We start from the raw sequence: 16,778 nt of genomic DNA, 5'->3' as shown, positions 1-16,778 counted from the left end.
ATGACGAGTCGATCCCGGTGGTGCGGCTGGCCGGAGACGGTCGGCTTATCCTTCGCGATCGAACGCCTCATGGATCGCGATGCTGATTTCATCCAGTTCGTCATCGCCCAAACCGAGCTCTTCCATAGCCCGTGGGGCCGCCCGCAGCATCTCTGCATCCGGGGCGAGTCCCGTGTAGCTCCGGACGAGAACGTCGCTGATTATTCCCAGTGCTATCAGACGCCGCACCGGGTGGGAAATAGAGTCCGAGACAAATGCCATGTCGTCATGGTGGTGGGTGATCGCGCTGACAACGTCGCCAGGCAATTGCCAGTTGCGTCCGAGCATGGCCCCGACCAGGGCATGGTTGGTCTGGTGCCGGCTGTCCTCAAGCCGGGTGAACGGCAGCGTCTGCATGGGGTCTCGCGCCAGGCGCAGTGTTTCGGAGTAGTCGTCGAAGCGTTCCATCAGCAAGGGGATGCCGAGGTCGGCGAACAGTCCGAAGCTGCGCGCCAGGTCGGGCGATCCGGCACGCAGTTCACGCGCCAGATGGGCCATTGCAATCGAGCGCCGGCTGGATGTTTCCCAGAAATCGGCCAGTTGGTGCTGTTTGCCCCGGAAGGACTCCCGCACCAGAAAACCACTGGCCAGCAGCGACACCTGATTCAAACCGAGCCCGGTGAGCGCGGCCTCGACCGTCTCGGCTTTGCGCGAGCGCTGGTAGTGGGGTGAATTGACGAGTTTCAGAAAGGCCCCCGACAGAGCGATATCTTTCTCCACGATGTGGGCCATCGATTTGATGTTGGGCTCGGGGCTGTCGATCTCGCGTTGCAGATCGGCAAGCAGAGCGGGGCGGGGCGGTATTCGTATCGAGTGGATGAGTGCCGTGACGGCGGCTTCATCGTGGTTTACTGTCGGAATGTCGGTCACGGTCATCGCAATGATCTCAATTTTTCGGTAAATATTTAAAATAAGGGTAGCATGGGCCGTTGGGTTGTGTATGACAAAAAGTAATGGTACGCATTCGTATCGTGTATGCGCTCTACCGGAGTGGGGAACCTCCTGCACCGGTATTCCTTCGCCGCTGTCGATGGCGGGATGTGCCCAGCGCCGACGTATGGTATGCGCATGCTTGCATTTGACAATAATATCGACTATGCGCAAGAATACCCGCGATTCATTTGTGGTCATTACCGTGACGCCAGTCACCGGCCCGTTGTCGCTTCCAGACGTTCCGACCACCGCTCGACCTGCGGCGCAGATCGCACTGCCGCGCCCGGCTTCTGCTTTGTCACGCCGTGTCGCTAGCTGCGGAAGCGCTTGCCCTGGCGCGATGCAGTTCGACTGCGTGCATCGGACTAGCGACTGGCGCGAATAAGGAAGTCATGCGTTTTTCTAATATACATATCGCTTACCGCCTGCTTCTGGTGGTGATCATTGGCGCCCTCGGACTGACCCTCTTCGCCGCTATCTCCTTGTCCAATCTGCACACTACGCTGCTGACCGAACGCGAGGCGAAGACCCAGGAACATATCGACGTCGCCAGGACGACCATACAGAGCATTGCCAGGGAATGGGGCAAGGCCGGGCGTCCGCAGGCGGATGCCCAGCGCATCGCGCTGGATACGCTGCGTTCGGTGCGTTTTTCGGGGAACCAGTATTTCTGGGTTCTCGACACCTCGGGTACGATGCTCATGCATCCGATCAATCCGGCTCTGGTCGGCAGCTCGGTGCTATCGGTGACGGGCGGCGACGATGCCCATATCTTCGCCGATATGATCGATGTCGTTCGACGCAAGGGCAGCGGTTTTTACCACTACACATTGAAAGCGCCGGGTGAGAGCGAAGCCAAGGCCAAGCTTGCCTTTGTCGTCGGCATCCCCGAGTGGAACTGGGTCGTCGGCACCGGGGTGTATCTCGACGATATCGATACCCAGTTCTGGCAACTGGCCTTGCGGCTAGGAGCCATCGGGGGGGCGGTGCTGATTCTGAGCGTGGCGGTCTCGATGATCATCACGCGTGGCGTGGTGCGGCCATTGTCGCGCGTGGTTGATGAAACCGGTGATCTGGCGCTGGGGCGACTGGACAAGGACATTCCCGGCACGGAGCGTGGCGATGAAATCGGCGATATGGCGCGGGCGCTGTCCTCCGTGCAGCGCAATCTGGCCGGCACCGTCGCTGTTGCCGACCGCATCACCCAGGGCGACCTGACCGTTAGCGTCGAGCCGATTTCGCAATGGGACAGGCTGGGCTTCGCCCTGCAGAACATGACGACGCAATTGAGCGGACTCGTCGGCGATACGTCGGTCGCGGCGGGTGCGGTGTATGGCGGCGCCAATACGATCTCCACTTCGGTCGAGAGCTTGTCGGTGGCGTCGAATCAGCTGTCGGCCTCGGTAACGGAAATCGCCGCCACGATGGAAGAGCTGTCTGCTTCGGCGTCGCAGATTTCGGAGTACTCGGGTTCGGTGGCCGACATCGCCAGTCTGTCCTGGGAGAGTAGTCAGAAAGGCGTGCAAGCCATGGCATTGCTGAGCTCCAAAATGGAGAGCATCCAGGCGGAAAACCAGAGCAGCCTCGACGAAATCATCGAGCTGGGCCGAACGTCGAAAGAGATCGGCCGCGTCATGACGATCATTAATTCGATTGCCGACCAGACCAAGTTGATCGCGTTCAATGCCGCCCTCGAAGCCGCCAGTGCCGGCGAGGCCGGCCGCCGTTTCGGCGTCGTTGCCGCCGAAATTCGCAGGCTGGCCGATAATGTCACCGAATCCACCAGCGAGATCGAGGCGCGGGTCAACCAGATTCAGGATTCGATCAACCGCTTGGTGATTACGTCGGAGAAGGGGGCGAGCAGCATAGACGAAGGCAAGTCCGCCGTCGCTCATACCGCCGAGCGCCTCGACGATATGGTGGAAGGCGCGCGCAAGACCAATGTCGCCGCGCAGCAAATTTCCTTGTCCACGCAGCAGCAGAAGACGGCGGTGAGCCAGGTCGTGATCTCGCTGCGCGAAATTGCCGATGCTAGCAAACAGACAGCGTATTCAATGACGCAGCTGAGCGAGGTCAGCCACGATATGGAGGGGCTGTCTGCCGGCCTTAAAGATCAGGTCGGCCGCTTCCGTACCGAATCGGACTCTTGAGCGGAAGGCGCGGCAAAGCGATGGAAACGACAGCGGCGGATCTCGCCCCTTTCAAAAGCCTGGTGGCGCAGCGGTGCGGTCTTCGGTTTGATCGGACAACCGAGCCCAGTCTTGCATCGGCCCTGGCCAAACGCATGGAAGTCACCCGGGCGGCGGCGCTTTCTGCGTATTACGCCCGGCTGCTCGGCGACGAATCCGAGTTTCAGGAGTTCGTCACCCATCTGACGGTCAACGAAACCTATTTCTTCCGCGAACCGTCGCAGCTGGCATTGTTGACTGACGTTTTGCTGCCGCGGCTGCTGGCCGGGAGGGATGGAGGCGAGCCGATACGGATTTTCAGCGCGGGTTGCTCCAGCGGAGAAGAACCGTACTCGATCGCAATGGCCGTTCGGGAAAAATTCGGCGCAGGCATTCACGGCCAGGTGAGCATTGTCGCGGCGGATATCGATCGCTGCGCGCTGGCTCGCGCCCGTCAGGCCGAGTATGGCGAGTTTTCGTTTCGCGCGCTGTCGCCCGACTTGCGCGCGCGGTATTTCTCTCCCCGCGGAGCGCATAGGAGCGTGCTGGACGCCGCCGTGCGCGACGTGGTCGAATTTCGCCAGTTCAATCTGCTGACCCCGCATTATCCCTCGGGGCTGAGCGGCTTCGATATCGTGTTCTTCCGCAATGTTTCCATTTACTTCGACGCCGATACCCGCAGGGCTGTCCTGCAGCGCCTGCATGCCGTCATGAACGACGGCGCCAGCCTGGTGCTGGGGGCGTCGGAGACCCTGGCCAATGACCTGGGCGTCTTCGAGCTTCGTGAAGCGAGCGGGGGGTTCTACTTCGCCAAAAGCGCGGCCGCGAACGGACACATGCCGCTAGCCCGCCCGTCGCCGGAAGCGAAACCGCCGGCGCCGACGAGAACGGTGCCGTCGCCGCGCCGATCGCCCGCCCGCCCGCAGCCTGTGGCCGAGGCCCCCGCCGTGACGGCGCCGGGCTGGAGCGCGACCATGGAAGCGGTTCGCCGCTTGTTGCGCGACAAACAGCATGAACAGGCCCTGGCGCTGATCGGCTCGCTTGCGCCGGAGGATGATATTCGCCCGCGCTTGCTGGAGAGTCATGTCCGGTTGCAGATGAGGCAGTTTTCCGAGGCGGCCGGACTCGCGCGCCAAGTGTTGCTGTTTAATAACTGGTCGGCGGAAGCCCACATGCTTATCGGACTGGCCTGCAAATGGCAGGGGGATGTCGAAAATGCAGTGCGCGCATTCCGGATCCTTGTCTACTCCAAGCCGGACTGTTGGCCTGCCCACTATTACCTGGCCGCCCTGTGCCGGGATGACGAGGCCAGCGCCCGGCGCGGATTCGCGACCGCGCTCAGGCAGATCGACGCGCACCCCGATCCCGATGGCGGGCTCGAGCTGCCGCTCGACCTTCCCGTCGCCGACATCCGGTTTCTGTGCGAGAGGCGCTCCGCTGCGGCGTCGTCGATGACTCGGGTGGCCAGCCATGGCGCTTGATCCGAAAAAATTCGCGGCCCGTTTCGTTGCGGAAGCGCGGGAGCACATCGGACGTCTCGAAAGGGGGCTGGCGGCGCTTTCTGCCGCGCCTGCGGACCCCGAACTGATCAATACGGTCTTTCGCTCGGCTCATACCATCAAGGGGGCATCGCGCATGCTGAAGTATGGCGCGATCAGCGAGACCTCGCACAAGCTCGAAGATGCGCTCGATGCCTTGCGCAGCGGCAGCATTATCCATACCCCGGAACTGGTCCGTCATTTGCAGCGCGGCGTCGATGCCATTGCCGGGCTCGTCGAGCAGGTGGCCGAAGGGCGCGAACCGACCGGCATCGATACGGAATGGTGCGCCGAGTTGGAGCAGGCGGTCGGCGGGTCCGCGGCACGGCAAGCGGCGGCGCCATGCGAGGCCGAGCCTGAACGGCCGACGCTCGATATCGGCGCCTCGCCTCTGAAGTCGCCTGATACGGTGCGCGTTCCGATGAGCAAGCTCGACGAGTTGATCAAGTTGATGGGCGAGGTGGTGTCGAGCCACGGCCGGCTGCGCCAGCGCCTCGATGACAGCCGCGCCCTCGAACGCAGCGCCTTGTCCGAGGGTCTTTCGGCTTCGGGGCGCGCTCGCCTGCATACATTTACTCAGCAGTTGAAGGACGATGTCCTCGCACAGGAAAGGCTGATGGACGAACTGCACGGCAAGGCGCTCGTCATGCGCATGTTGCCGCTTTCCGGGATATTCGAGGCGCTGCCGCGCAGGGTGCGCGAGCTCGGGCGTTCCATGGGCAAGGAGGTCGAGTGTACGGTCGAGGGCCTGGACATCGAACTCGACCGGCAGTTGATTGATCGTTTGAGCGACCCGCTGCTTCATCTGCTGCGCAATGCCGTCGATCACGGTATCGAGAGCGTGGAGCAGCGCGAACGCGCAGGCAAGCCGCGCCATGGCCGTGTCCATCTTTCCGCCAGGCAGGACGGAGGCTGCGTCGTCATCGATATCCGCGACGATGGCGCCGGCATCGACATCGGCGCTCTGCGCGACAAGGCTGTCCGCAAGGAGTTGATGAGTCAGGAAGCCGCGCAGGCTCTTTCGGACCCCGAAGTCGTCGACCTGATTTTTGTGCCGGGATTCAGTACCAGCGCCATCATCACCGACGTATCCGGCCGCGGCGTCGGCATGGATGTCGTCAAGCGCTGCGTGATTGATGAGTTGCAGGGCGCGGTTGCTATCGATACCCGTACGGGAGCGGGTACGACCTTCTCTCTGCGGCTGCCGCCTTCGCTGGCTGTCATGCGGGTGCTGCTGGTATCGGCCGGCGGAAAGCTGTTCGGCTTTTCCGCCCAGCAGCTTGCGCAGCTGTGGCAACTGCCCGAAGAGCGTCTGCTCACCGTCGCCGGGCGCCGGGTGGTGGCCGTCGACAACGAATTCATTCCCGTGGTCGGGCTCGCCGATCTGATGTGCCTGCCTACGCGCGGCACGTCGTCTGCCGTCGATGTTCTGTTGGTGGTCGTGCGGGTTCGCAACGAAAAACTCGCGCTCAGGGTGGACGCACTCGTCGATGAACACGACCGGGTACTCAAGCCCTTGCCGGCTCACCTCGCGCATCTGGACATGGTCGCGGGTATCGTGGTGACCGGCCGCAACGAGCTCGTGAGCGTGTTGCATGCTCCGGCACTGCTGGAACGGGCGCGCCATGCCCGGGCTGACGTGCGCTTGCACGACGATATGGCGTCGCCGTCGCGGCCACGCATCCTTGTCGTCGACGACTCGCTCAATACCCGCGAAATCGAGAAGGATGTGCTTGAAGCTCACGGCTATCACGTCACCCTGGCGGAAGATGGGCGGGACGGTCTCTACAAGGCCAGGAACGGCGATTTTGACGCCATTCTCACCGATGTCGAGATGCCCAATATGGATGGATTTACACTGACGACGCTGTTGCGGGAGGAAGAACGCTACCGGACGGTGCCCATCATCATCATCACGTCGCGGCAGAAGGAAGAAGACCGTCGCCGCGGCATCCAGGTCGGTGCCGACGCCTATATCGTGAAGGGCGATTTCGATCAGGGGCACCTGATCGAGATATTGCAAAGCATCCTGGGATAATCGTTGTTATGAAAAGAGAAAGCGATGCGGATACTGGTCGTGGATGACGATCCTTTTGCTGCCGAAATGGTTGCGGCCGTGCTGGAAGACGGCGGCTGCGATGCCATTGTCGTGGACGGCGCCGGGCCCGCGCAAACCGTGCTGAATGCCGACAAGGACTTCGATGCGATTGTCTCCGACATGAATATGCCGGGGCAGAGTGGCATGGAGTTGTTCCGTGCCTTGCGTGCGCAAGGCAGCAGCGTGCCCTTCATCCTGCTTAGCGCAGACGACCCGGATGTCCTCGCGCAGAGGGAGCCCCGGCTCGATGCGTGCATCGCAAAGGATGCCGACCTCGAAACGTCGTTGATGGTGACGCTCGCCGACGTGCTGCTGCCGCCGGCCGATTGACATCGAATCACCGTTGGAGACCTGTACATGATTCCCACCCATACCGCTTCTTTGCGCGACAAGGTCGGGCACTTGCGTAGCCTCTTTCTCGCCAGATTGCCGGGAATGCTGGAAGAAGCGAGACTGGCTTGTCTGTGCTTGAGCGGGGGCAAGGCGGCCGAGACTGCGATCGACGATTTGCAGCGTCTGTTTCACAACCTCAAAGGCACGGCGGCGACTCTCGGGCTGCCCGAGCTGAGTGCCGAGAGCTCGAGCGCCACCGAACTCGTGGCCGGCTGGCGACTGATGCCCGTCGCCATGCGCAGCGAAGTCCTGCCATCCTGGCAGCGGAAGCTCGCGAACAGCATTGCCCGACTTGCCGTGCTCGAGTGCCAGGCGTCCGCGGCGCTGCCGCCGCCTCAGGGTGCGGCAGCGCCGGATTTGCCGCGTTCGGCGCGTGACAAGAAGCCGGATCTGCGTCTGAAGCGGGTTTATCTCTGCGATGCCGAGCTGGACGGCAGACAACTCGAATCGCCGCTGCTTTGTTTCGGTTACACGCTCACGAGTTTTTGCGATACCGCAAGCCTGTTGCGAGCCGCCGCTGCCGAGTGCCCCGATGCCATCGTCGTCCAGGCTTCGATGGCGACGGGTTTGGCCGGGTACGAGAACCGCAGCGACACGCCTTTGCTGATCGTCGGCGATGACGGCGATTTTGCGACGCGGCTTGCGGCGGTCAAGGCGGGAGCGGTTGCCTATTTCCAGAAACCGATCGCGGGTCACGAACTCGTCGAGGCGCTGGACATGGCGACGACACAGCTCGAACCCGCTCCGTATCGGGTGCTGATCGTCGATGACGAGCCGGAGATGGCGGATTACCACGCTTCGATACTGGAGTCGGTCGGCATGAGCGCTCGCCGCCTCAACGAGCCTGCCCGCATCCTGGAGGAACTGGACGAATTTCAGCCCGATTTGTTGCTGATGGATGTCTATATGCCGATCGCTTCGGGGCGGGAGCTTTCCCGCGTCGTTCGGCAGATCCCCCAGTTTGTGGGTTTGCCCATCCTCTTTCTGTCGAGCGAGACCGACAAGATGGAACAGGTATCGGCCTTGCAGGTGGGCGCCGACGGTTTTCTGACCAAGCCGATACCGCCCCAGGATCTGATTACCGCCGTCGCCGTGCGTGCCGAGCGCACGCGTGTGCTGCGTTCGCTGATGATGCGCGACAGTCTGACCGGGCTGCTCAACCACACGACGCTGTCCCAGTTTCTGGAAACCTCGCTGGCCGCGGCGCAACGGCAGGGCGTGCCGCTCTGTTTCATGATGCTGGACGTAGACAGGTTCAAGGTCGTCAACGACACCTACGGGCACCAGGCCGGCGATCAGGTGCTGATGGCGCTCGCGCGGGTGCTGAAGCAGCGCTTGCGCAACTCCGACATGATAGGACGGTATGGCGGCGAAGAGTTCGCCGCCGTGCTCCAGGGAGTGGGGGTGAGCGAGGCCGTCCGTTTCGTCGATGCGATTCGCGAGGATTTCGCTGCGCTGACCTTCAAGGCTGGCGACAAGCGCTTTTCCTGTTCGTTCAGCTGCGGCATTGCCGGTTTTCCCGACTATGAAACCGCGGAAGGGCTGGTCTATGCCGCCGATCAGGCGCTGTACGCGGCCAAACGCGGCGGGCGCAATCGTGTGATCGCCGATGCCGCCGCCGACGCGATCGCCGGGGAGAAGCAATGAGCGCAAATCCGGTATCGCTCGATCAGATCCTGGCCCGACGCCAGGCGCACTCCGGCCCGGTCGTCGATGTCGACGAAGCCATGCTCAAACTGGTGATCGTGTCGCTGGGCGAGCACTGGTTTGCCTTCCATGGCGACAAAATCGTCGAGATACTGGCCGATTGCCCGGTTTACTTTCTGCCGGGCTGCCCGGAGTCGCTCGAAGGCGTGATCAATGTCCGCGGGGATATCGAATCGGTCATACAGCTGCGTCCTGTTCTCGGCCTGCCGGAATCGGATACCGTCGCCGATTCGCGGATTCTGCTCGCGCGTGCGGCGGGCATGCAAAGCGGGCTGCGTGTCGATAGGGTCGAGGACGTGCTCGATATGCCGGCGAGCGCGATCCAGCCGCCGTTGTCGACCTTGCCCGTTCCATTGCGCGATATGGCGCTGGGCATTGTCACTTTCCGTGGGCACGCAGTTCATCTGATCGATCTGGAAACGGTGTTCGCCGACTACCGGAACGGTCTGCATTAGTCATGGAGGCGACGGCGCTGGAGATGGTGAGTTTTACCGCGGGAGGATTCCGCTTCGCCATGGAAGCCAGACATGTGCGCGGCATGAGTCGCACGACAGAAGAGGGCGACGCCGACGCCGGGCGGCTGATCGGGCTGCCGGAGGTGGCGGGCGAACGCCGTATTCTGCATATCGGTGTCGAGGGACGTCGTGTCGCCGTCGGCGGCCCGGTCGAACTCTCGGCCTTGCCGGCCTCGCGCATTTTCGCCTTGCCGCCGCTTCTTGCGGCCCGGCTCAGCCTGCGCGGCGTCCGCGCGCTGGCCCTGCACGACGACGGGGCGGTTTTTATCGTCGACCCGGCGAGCCTTCTCGGCGAGTGAGGCCGAGGCGTTCGCGACCGGCCGTGGGGCAAGGGGGCTCACTCGAAATCGGTGCTGAGCGATACCGCTTCCCTGGCTGCGATTTCTTCGTCGAGCAGTGCGAGCTTTTCCTTCACGCGCGAGATGGCATCTTTTCCGAGTAGCAGGTGTGCCGGCGGCTGTTCGGATTGGCCGAGGTGCGTCCCCCACACCGATGCCCTTTTTGCGCCCCATTTCGGGGACGCGCGGCAAGTGGGCGGCTGGCCCGGCGGTAGAGGCGCATCATGTTCTGTTTTTTCAGTGCGTGGCCGAAAAGCGTATGGTCTGCCATTGCATGGCAAAGCACACGTTGTTTGATGCTACTTGGGCGTTTACCGATGCCGTTCTGCTGTGCCAGCGCGGCCTTTTGCCCGCCGCAGCGTGTCCTTCGCCCGGCCATATCGCTTCGATTTAGCCGCGGTCAGACAGGAATGCCGGCCATTTCGTGTGATCCAGCAGTGACGGTGTCTTCCCTGCGCGATTTATCACGAGTCGGGCGCCGTCGCGGCTCAGTGTGTGAGCCGATGTTCTGCCTTTCGGGCTCCAGGGGGCATCCATGTGGCTAATATATTTAAAATATATAATCCAATCAATTTTAATTACTTTTGTGAATGTTCTATCGGATTTATCGTAGTGGCTGATTCGATCAGATTCCGACAAGAAGGTCTTCACAATGGCAATGTCACCGATTCGTTTTTTTCTCCGGAGCGGACCGCACTCCGGTCGTCTGCTGGCCCTGATCACGGCGCTGACCCTGGTCACGGTGCCCGTACTGGGCGCGGAACCGCCCGTCACGAAAACGATACGGGTCGGGATTGTGGGCGATGAGGATGTAGAGATATGGAAGGGCGTGGCTGCCGAGGCGCGCAGACATGGCCTGAAAATCGAGGCGGTTCCGTTTTCGGACTATGTGCTGCCCAATGAGGCGCTCGAGCGCCATGAACTCGACGCCAATGCTTTTCAGCACAAACCGTATCTCGACAACCAGGTGAAAACCCGCGGTTATCATATTGTTCCCGTTGCTTATACCGCGATCTGGCCGATAGGGTTGTACTCGCGTCGACACCCGTCGGTCGCGGCCTTGCCCAAGGGCGCAAAAATCGGGGTGCCGAATGATCCCTCGAACGAAGGGCGTGCCCTATTCCTGCTGCAGGCGCAGGGGCTGATCAAGCTCAAGCCGGGGGCGACCATCCTCGCCACGGTATCCGATATCGTGAGCAATCCGAGAGGCGTCGTCATCAAAGAGTTCGATGCCGGCATCGTCGGTCGCGAAATCGACGAACTGGATGCGGCGGTGGTCAATACTGACTGGGCACTCAAGTCCAGAATCGATGTCAATAAGGAAAAGATTGCTCAGGAACCGATCCGAGGCAATCCCTATGCCAACTTCATCGCGGTCAGGACCGGCGATGCCAATGCTTCTTGGGTGAAGACGCTTGCGGCCGCCTATCAGACTGATGCCACTAAGCAGTCGCTCGCTCAGCAATACCATGGCACGGCTGTTCCTGCCTGGTGAGCCCTGCTCGCAGCGGTCATCAAAGGCCGTCGTTTCCGTTTTGAAGAAAGAGTCACCATGTCACATCCACTGGCGGCCATTGCCAGCGATGAGGCTCTCCCCGCAGCGGTCGACGTGCTTGTCGTCGGCGGGGGCATCATCGGGATTTGCGCCGCTCTCGATCTGGCCCGCCGCGGCTTAAGGGTTGCCGTTGTCGAAAAGGGAGAGATCGCGGCTGAACAATCGAGCCGTAACTGGGGCTGGATTCGCCAGCAAGGGCGCGATCGGCGCGAATTGCCCCTGATCGTGAAGAGTGTGGCGATCTGGGAAAGTCTGCAAGCCGGATTGAGCGGCGATATCGGATTTCGGCGCACGGGCTTGACCAGCCTGACGCGCAGCCGCAAGGAGCTCGCGCGCTGGCAGCGGTGGGCCGAGCGTGGCCGTGCGGCGGGGATCCGAGTCGAGTTACTGGATGCCGTGGCCGCGGAGCGGGCCTTGCCGAGCCGGGGCCGCCCCTGGGTGGGCGGTATTGCGACGCCCGATGATGCTCAGGCCGAACCGTCGGTCGCCGTCGTTCTGCTAGCAGAGGCGGCGCGCAATGCGGGCGTCACCCTGCACCAGCGAACGGCGGTCCGTGGACTCGATATATCAAGCGGTCGTGTCCGTGGTGTATTCACTGAGCATGGCCCCGTCCGTGCGTCCTCGGTGCTGGTCGCTGCCGGAGCGTGGAGCTCGCGCTTGCTGAGGCCGTACGGCATCCGCCTTCCGCAGCTGGATGTCCGTTCGACCGTCGTGCGTACGCCGCCGACCCCGCCTCTGATCGCATCGACCTTCTGCTCCAGCGATTTTTGCCTGCGCAACCGGCTTGATGGTGGCTTGACCTTGACCCTGCGCGGACATGAGACCAGCGATCTTGTCTTGGACAGTTTCCGCTATTTCTTCGCTTTTCTGCCGCTGTGGCGACGGCATTTCCGCGATCTGAAACTGTGCCTGGGAGCCCCCTTTCTGTCTTCGCTTGTCCACGGGGGCACGCGTTCCCCCGACCGTGTCTCGCTGTTCGAGCGTATCCGTATCAACGATCCTGCACCCGATGCCGGCGCCGCCCAGCTCGCGCTGAAGCGTTTGAACCAGGGGCGCCCAGAACTGGGCGGAGTCGTTGCCGCGGAGATATGGGCCGGCCGCATCGATATGACGCCGGACCTGCTGCCCGTTATTTCGGCGGTATCAACGGTTGAAGGACTGGTCGTCGCGACCGGCTTCAGCGGGCATGGCTTCGGTATCGGACCCGGTGCCGGCCGGTTGGCGGCTGATTTGATCACGCATGCGCCGCCGCTAGTCGATCCCCATGCCTTCCGGCTCGGTCGTTTCGACGAGGAGGCGATTTTCATTGATCCAGATGTCATTTGAGAGCGACCTCTGGGCCAGAGGCCGGCTATCGGACAGTGTCCGTTTTGTGCATTGGAGCCCGTAATGAGCCAAGGATGTGTAGACCGATTACGCGCACAAGCGCTATTGCAAGAGGCTGGGCTGGATGCCCTGGTGATCAGCGAGCCGGAAGGTTTTCGCTATGTCACGGGAATGAGCCAAGGGGTGGCGGGAAGTTTTCGCCGCGCCGGCGCGGGATTTGCCCTGATCCCCGCCGATCCTGCCGAACCCATCGCTGTCGTCGTGGGGGATCTGAATGAGGAGGCTTTCAAGCATGCGGCCTCTGGGTTCCGGGTTCGTTCCCACCCGCTCTGGGTCGAGACGGCACGGATCGAAGAGGGGGAAAGGGCGATTGAGCGCGCGATAGCCGACGACTGGTCGGCTAGTCGCCCATCCGGCTTCAAGCGTCCGGCCACGTTCGATCTCCGGTGCGCGATCGGGGAACTGAAGGTCTTGCTCGCACAAAGTGGTTTGGCTAAGGCAAGGCTGGGGTTCGATCTGGATTTTGTTCCGGCTGCGGATTGGTTGCTCATCCGCACGGCACTTTCCGGCGCGATGCTGCTGGATGGCTCGCCAGCGTTCAATCGCCTGCGCATGGTCAAGACGCCTGCCGAGATCGGGCGCCTGCGTCTGGGGGTCGAACTGGCCGAAGCCGGAATTCGTGAACTGCAACGGTCCGCGGCTGAAAATCAGACTGCACGGGACCTGGGGCGGGCATTTCGCAGCGGCGTCGCTCATGAAGCCGCTGCCCGGGGCGTGGCGCCACCGCCGAGCTGGGACTATATTTCGATCGGCCCCGATCCGTGGCGGGCGGGGGGGAAGCTCACGCCTGGCACCCTTGTCAAAGTCGATGTTGGGTGCGTGATCGACGGCTACTCGTCAGACTCGTCACGTAATTTTGTCTTTGGTTCCCCGAGTAGCGCGCAGGCCCGGTTTCACCGCCTGCTCGAGCAGGCTTTCGATGCGGGGCTGAGCCATGTGGCCCCGGGTCAACCCCTGGCGGCCGTTCACCGGGCCATCACCCGGGTCCTGGAAAACGGGGGGTTGTCCGGGTTCAGTCGCGGACATTTCGGGCACGGCCTCGGGCAGTCGTTGTTCTCGGAGCAATGGCCATTTATTTCGGCGGATAGCGAGCTGCTGTTCGAAGCGGGAATGGTGATGGCGCTGGAGGTGCCGATCTATGTCACCGGACTCGGTGGCTTCAATATCGAGAGTCAGCTGCTGCTGACCGAAACCGGGGTGGAAGACATGAATACACTGCCGCGGCAACTGTTGTCGTTGCCGGCTGTGCCAAACGCGTAGCGCCGCAGTCTGCTCCCGCGTAAAAGGTTTGACCGTGCATGCCCTGCATGAAGAGGTCATGTATGTGGCACTGGCATCCACGCATGCTTTGGCACGGAAAAGAACGCTCTCCTGCGACGGCTTGTCCGCGCAGACGATGTTCTGGTTCAAGCGTTCGCTGAATCCGGGTTTCTAGGATCATTGCCAGTCGTATTTTCAGGAGTGGCGATTTTGCCCCACGAATCGTTCCCGAGCCTGCGGATCACCCTATTCTTCGCGCTACCCGGGCAAGCCGCTGATGGCGGGCGTAGGAGTCGTCTATTCCGGCGCGAATCCTTCGCCGGTTCTGGCGGCGTTTCCGGAAAGCCTATCTTCCGCGAGCACGGCCTGAGGACAGGCGTGCCGTGAAGCACTCGGCCTCGCCTGGAACGGCTGTCGCGCAACGACATTTTCGTCTCGGGTCGAATGAGCCCCCCGTCTCTGCCTCGATCCGGAAACCAGACCGTTCATGACGCTGTTGTAAGCCGGCGGGCTCGACGCCAGCGAGCCGCTCATCATGTCTCTTGATCGAAAAGAGCGTGGATGGTATTGCTGAGGTCGTCGAACTCGTCGTTGCCCATCCCCAGCTCGATCATTGCCAGTGGGGCGGTGCGCTGCAGTTCGGCGCTGAGTGGCCTGGCCGTGTAGTGGTGAATGATGACATCGCTGATCGCTCCGAGTGCGATCAGGCGGCGCACCGGCAGCGATGTTTGACCCGCCTCGAACACATCGCGGTCATGGTGGCGGTCGATGGCGAGCACCACATCGTCCGGCAGTTTCCAGTTGCGCGCCAGCATGGACCCGATGACCGCATGATTGGTGTGGTGCTGCCTGTCTTCAAGCTCGGTGAAGGCGGCGCATTGCGAATCCTGTGCCTGGCGCAGGGTTTCGGGGTAGTGGCTGAAACGCTCCATCAGCAGGGGAATGCCGAGATCGGCGAACAAGCCGAAGCTGCGCGCGAGGGCGGATGAGCCTGCGCGCAGTTCGCGCGCGAGGAAGGCCATGGCGCTTGAGCGTTGACTCGACGTTTCCCAGAATCGGGTGAGGTCGTAGCTCTCGCAGTGAAACGATTCGCGCACGAGAAAGCCTCCGGCCAGCAGTGCCACCTGGTTCAAGCCGAGCCCGGTCAGGGCCGCCTCTACCGTTTCAGCCTTGCGTGCACGATTATAGAAGGGGGAATTGATCATCTTGAGAAAGGCGCCCGACAAGGCGACGTCCTTTTCCACGACGCGGGCAAGTGTTTTGAGATTGGGGTCGGGCCGGTCTATCTCCTGCTGCAGATCGGCAAGCAGGCTGGGCCGTGGGGGGATGCGTATGGAGTGAAGGGTAGCGTCGATGTTCGGGGCTGCGGGACGGGGTCGCTCGATGCATGCATTTGTCATTGTCTGATCCGGTCTGTTTAAGCGTTATTTAAAATAAGGCTACCCTTGTAATGTGAATGTTGCGAGTCAGTGCGAAGATAAATCAAAACTGCCGATTTTCACCCCGTGCCGGACAGGCCCGCGCCGAGCGATCCGGCTGCTGGCAGCAGGTGGGGCGAGGCGGGGTGGGCGATAACCATGACTTGGGTGCGTTCTATGATTGCTGTGGCGCGTGCGGCCCGCTTGTGGCGCACTTTACTGTTGGCGGCCCTCCTGGCCGGCCTTTCTGTCCCGGCTGTCGCCATGGCGCCAGATCCGGTTCCCGGTTTTGCACATGGCACGACTGGCGGCAGTGCGGGCCCCATCGTCCATCCGCGCACGCTGCGCGAGCTGGAGGATGCGCTGTGCATGAGCCATGACGCGCACGGTGTGTGCACGGATTCGTCTCCGCGCGTGGTGCTGATTGATCGGGTGTTCGACTTTCGGGGCAGCCTTGTGCAAGACGGAACGGCGTTGCTGCATGAAACCGGTTGCCGGGTACGGGCGTGTCCCGACGGGGCGGGGCAGTTGGCCTTGGATCGCGTCGATTTCTGTCATGGCCGCGAGTCCACACCGGTCGAGGTGGACAGAGCCGGGGTCCGTGCCTTGCTGACGATAGGCTCGAACAAGACTCTGCGCGGCATCGGTGCCGATGCCGGCATCGTCGGTACCGGCTTGATGCTGCGCTCGGCCAGCAATGTCATCGTGCAGCGGCTGACAATCAGCGATATCAACCCGCAGGCGGTCTGGGGCGGAGATGCCATCACCCTCGACGGTGTCGATCATGTCTGGCTCGACCACCTGCGCGTCGCGCAGATAGGACGACAAATGCTGGTTACGGGCTTCTCGGCCGCCCGGCATGTCACGGTCTCCAATAGCGAATTCGACGGCCGGACCGCGTATTCATCGACGTGCGACGGGCACCATTATTGGTTGTGGCTGTTTCTCGGCTCCGACGACAGCATCACGCTCGTTGGTAACGACATCCACGACACGTCGGGGCGCGGGCCCCACAGCGGCGGGATGCACGAGGCCCGCGTCAGGGTCCAGATCGTCAACAACTACTTTCACGATATCAGTGGCGAAGGTGCGGCGATGTCGCGGACAGCGCTGTCTGATTTGCTGATCGAAGGCAATGTGTTCGAGCATGTCACCTATCCCGTGTTGTCCGATCCACGGCAACCCGGGCCGGCTTTTGCTCCGTTTGCGCCGGCACAGGCCGAACGGTGCCGGACCTGGCTTGGCCGTCGTTGCGAAATCAATCTCGCAGACAGCGCCATTCGCCGTGACTCCGTGGACGAGGACGCGCTGCCGCCGTTCGAGGCCGACTCCGGCGAGCTGGTGCTGCCGTTGGCAGCCGGGGATGTCGCACGCAGGGTAAGAGAACACGCGGGGCCCGCGCGCGACTGATCCTCGCGCATCCGCTCGTC

15 protein-coding genes are annotated in these 16,778 nt (G+C 62.2%); 12 read left to right on the top strand and 3 right to left on the bottom strand.

Annotated features, from left to right (window positions below; genetic code table 11):
* Nucleotides 1–45: 45 nt before the first annotated feature.
* On the bottom strand, nt 46–915 hold the full coding sequence (locus tag G520_RS0102825; RefSeq protein ID WP_028534348.1) for an HDOD domain-containing protein: 870 nt from the start codon (nt 913–915) through the stop codon (nt 46–48).
* A gap of 449 nt (nt 916–1,364) precedes the next feature.
* Between G520_RS0102825 and G520_RS21230 the strand changes: the two genes are divergently transcribed.
* The 7 genes from G520_RS21230 to G520_RS0102790 are packed head-to-tail and all read left to right on the top strand — an operon-like array spanning nt 1,365 to nt 9,690.
* Complete coding sequence (locus G520_RS21230; RefSeq protein WP_051228887.1) at nt 1,365–3,122, top strand: methyl-accepting chemotaxis protein; 1,758 nt, start codon at nt 1,365–1,367, stop codon at nt 3,120–3,122.
* Between the two features lie 20 nt (nt 3,123–3,142).
* A complete protein-coding gene (locus G520_RS0102815; RefSeq protein WP_028534347.1) occupies nt 3,143–4,621 on the top strand; it encodes a CheR family methyltransferase in 1,479 nt (492 codons plus the stop codon).
* On the top strand, nt 4,611–6,716 hold the full coding sequence (locus tag G520_RS0102810) for a hybrid sensor histidine kinase/response regulator (RefSeq protein WP_028534346.1): 2,106 nt from the start codon (nt 4,611–4,613) through the stop codon (nt 6,714–6,716). The genes G520_RS0102815 and G520_RS0102810 overlap by 11 nt, the downstream gene beginning before the upstream one ends.
* 24 nt (nt 6,717–6,740) lie before the next feature.
* Nucleotides 6,741–7,106, top strand: a complete 366-nt coding sequence (locus tag G520_RS0102805) for a response regulator (RefSeq protein WP_028534345.1) — start codon at nt 6,741–6,743, stop codon at nt 7,104–7,106.
* Between the two features lie 27 nt (nt 7,107–7,133).
* Nucleotides 7,134–8,816: a GGDEF domain-containing protein gene (locus tag G520_RS0102800; protein WP_028534344.1), complete on the top strand. Its 1,683-nt coding sequence runs from the start codon at nt 7,134–7,136 to the stop codon at nt 8,814–8,816.
* Nucleotides 8,813–9,331 carry a chemotaxis protein CheW gene (locus G520_RS0102795; protein ID WP_028534343.1) on the top strand — a complete coding sequence of 173 codons (519 nt, stop codon included), beginning with the start codon at nt 8,813–8,815 and terminating at the stop codon, nt 9,329–9,331. The genes G520_RS0102800 and G520_RS0102795 overlap by 4 nt, the downstream gene beginning before the upstream one ends.
* 23 nt (nt 9,332–9,354) lie before the next feature.
* Nucleotides 9,355–9,690 carry a hypothetical protein gene (locus tag G520_RS0102790; protein WP_156876847.1) on the top strand — a complete coding sequence of 112 codons (336 nt, stop codon included), beginning with the start codon at nt 9,355–9,357 and terminating at the stop codon, nt 9,688–9,690.
* 38 nt (nt 9,691–9,728) lie between these two features.
* On the opposite strand, the gene G520_RS24235 is transcribed toward G520_RS0102790, so the two are convergent.
* Nucleotides 9,729–9,881: a hypothetical protein gene (locus G520_RS24235; RefSeq protein WP_211222742.1), complete on the bottom strand. Its 153-nt coding sequence runs from the start codon at nt 9,879–9,881 to the stop codon at nt 9,729–9,731.
* Nucleotides 9,882–10,381: 500 nt separating this feature from the next.
* Between G520_RS24235 and G520_RS0102775 the strand changes: the two genes are divergently transcribed.
* The 4 genes from G520_RS0102775 to G520_RS24750 all read left to right on the top strand — a co-directional run bounded on the left by G520_RS0102775 (nt 10,382) and on the right by G520_RS24750 (nt 14,105).
* Nucleotides 10,382–11,224, top strand: coding sequence for a MetQ/NlpA family ABC transporter substrate-binding protein (locus tag G520_RS0102775; protein ID WP_028534340.1), 843 nt, complete (start codon nt 10,382–10,384; stop codon nt 11,222–11,224).
* A gap of 57 nt (nt 11,225–11,281) precedes the next feature.
* Entirely contained in the window at nt 11,282–12,610 is a 1,329-nt protein-coding gene (locus tag G520_RS0102770; RefSeq protein ID WP_028534339.1) for an NAD(P)/FAD-dependent oxidoreductase, read from the top strand.
* Between the two features lie 63 nt (nt 12,611–12,673).
* Nucleotides 12,674–13,930, top strand: coding sequence for a M24 family metallopeptidase (locus G520_RS0102765; RefSeq protein WP_036665135.1), 1,257 nt, complete (start codon nt 12,674–12,676; stop codon nt 13,928–13,930).
* Nucleotides 13,931–13,964: 34 nt separating this feature from the next.
* A complete protein-coding gene (locus G520_RS24750; RefSeq protein WP_156876846.1) occupies nt 13,965–14,105 on the top strand; it encodes a type 2 periplasmic-binding domain-containing protein in 141 nt (46 codons plus the stop codon).
* A 358-nt stretch (nt 14,106–14,463) separates the two neighbouring features.
* Here G520_RS24750 and G520_RS0102755 read toward each other — a convergent pair whose 3' ends face one another.
* Nucleotides 14,464–15,330, bottom strand: coding sequence for an HDOD domain-containing protein (locus G520_RS0102755; protein ID WP_051228884.1), 867 nt, complete (start codon nt 15,328–15,330; stop codon nt 14,464–14,466).
* A 282-nt stretch (nt 15,331–15,612) separates the two neighbouring features.
* Here G520_RS0102755 and G520_RS0102750 point away from each other — a divergent pair, with 282 nt between their 5' ends.
* Complete coding sequence (locus G520_RS0102750) at nt 15,613–16,758, top strand: pectate lyase family protein (protein WP_169449806.1); 1,146 nt, start codon at nt 15,613–15,615, stop codon at nt 16,756–16,758.
* Nucleotides 16,759–16,778 lie beyond the last annotated feature (20 nt).

This window comes from Paludibacterium yongneupense DSM 18731, assembly GCF_000422925.1.
Classification (GTDB): Bacteria; Pseudomonadota; Gammaproteobacteria; order Burkholderiales; family Chromobacteriaceae; genus Paludibacterium; species Paludibacterium yongneupense.
This window is presented reverse-complemented; position numbering and strand designations above follow the sequence as displayed.

Coding starts and splice junctions, on each gene's coding strand:
- G520_RS0102825 (WP_028534348.1), bottom strand. CDS start 915: ATGACCGTGACCGACATTCCGACAGTAAACCACGATGAAGCCGCCGTC.
- G520_RS0102775 (WP_028534340.1), top strand. CDS start 10,382: ATGGCAATGTCACCGATTCGTTTTTTTCTCCGGAGCGGACCGCACTCC.
- G520_RS0102810 (WP_028534346.1), top strand. CDS start 4,611: ATGGCGCTTGATCCGAAAAAATTCGCGGCCCGTTTCGTTGCGGAAGCG.
- G520_RS21230 (WP_051228887.1), top strand. CDS start 1,365: ATGCGTTTTTCTAATATACATATCGCTTACCGCCTGCTTCTGGTGGTG.
- G520_RS0102765 (WP_036665135.1), top strand. CDS start 12,674: ATGAGCCAAGGATGTGTAGACCGATTACGCGCACAAGCGCTATTGCAA.
- G520_RS0102770 (WP_028534339.1), top strand. CDS start 11,282: ATGTCACATCCACTGGCGGCCATTGCCAGCGATGAGGCTCTCCCCGCA.
- G520_RS0102815 (WP_028534347.1), top strand. CDS start 3,143: ATGGAAACGACAGCGGCGGATCTCGCCCCTTTCAAAAGCCTGGTGGCG.
- G520_RS0102750 (WP_169449806.1), top strand. CDS start 15,613: ATGGCGCCAGATCCGGTTCCCGGTTTTGCACATGGCACGACTGGCGGC.
- G520_RS0102790 (WP_156876847.1), top strand. CDS start 9,355: ATGGTGAGTTTTACCGCGGGAGGATTCCGCTTCGCCATGGAAGCCAGA.
- G520_RS0102805 (WP_028534345.1), top strand. CDS start 6,741: ATGCGGATACTGGTCGTGGATGACGATCCTTTTGCTGCCGAAATGGTT.
- G520_RS0102795 (WP_028534343.1), top strand. CDS start 8,813: ATGAGCGCAAATCCGGTATCGCTCGATCAGATCCTGGCCCGACGCCAG.
- G520_RS0102755 (WP_051228884.1), bottom strand. CDS start 15,330: ATGACAAATGCATGCATCGAGCGACCCCGTCCCGCAGCCCCGAACATC.
- G520_RS0102800 (WP_028534344.1), top strand. CDS start 7,134: ATGATTCCCACCCATACCGCTTCTTTGCGCGACAAGGTCGGGCACTTG.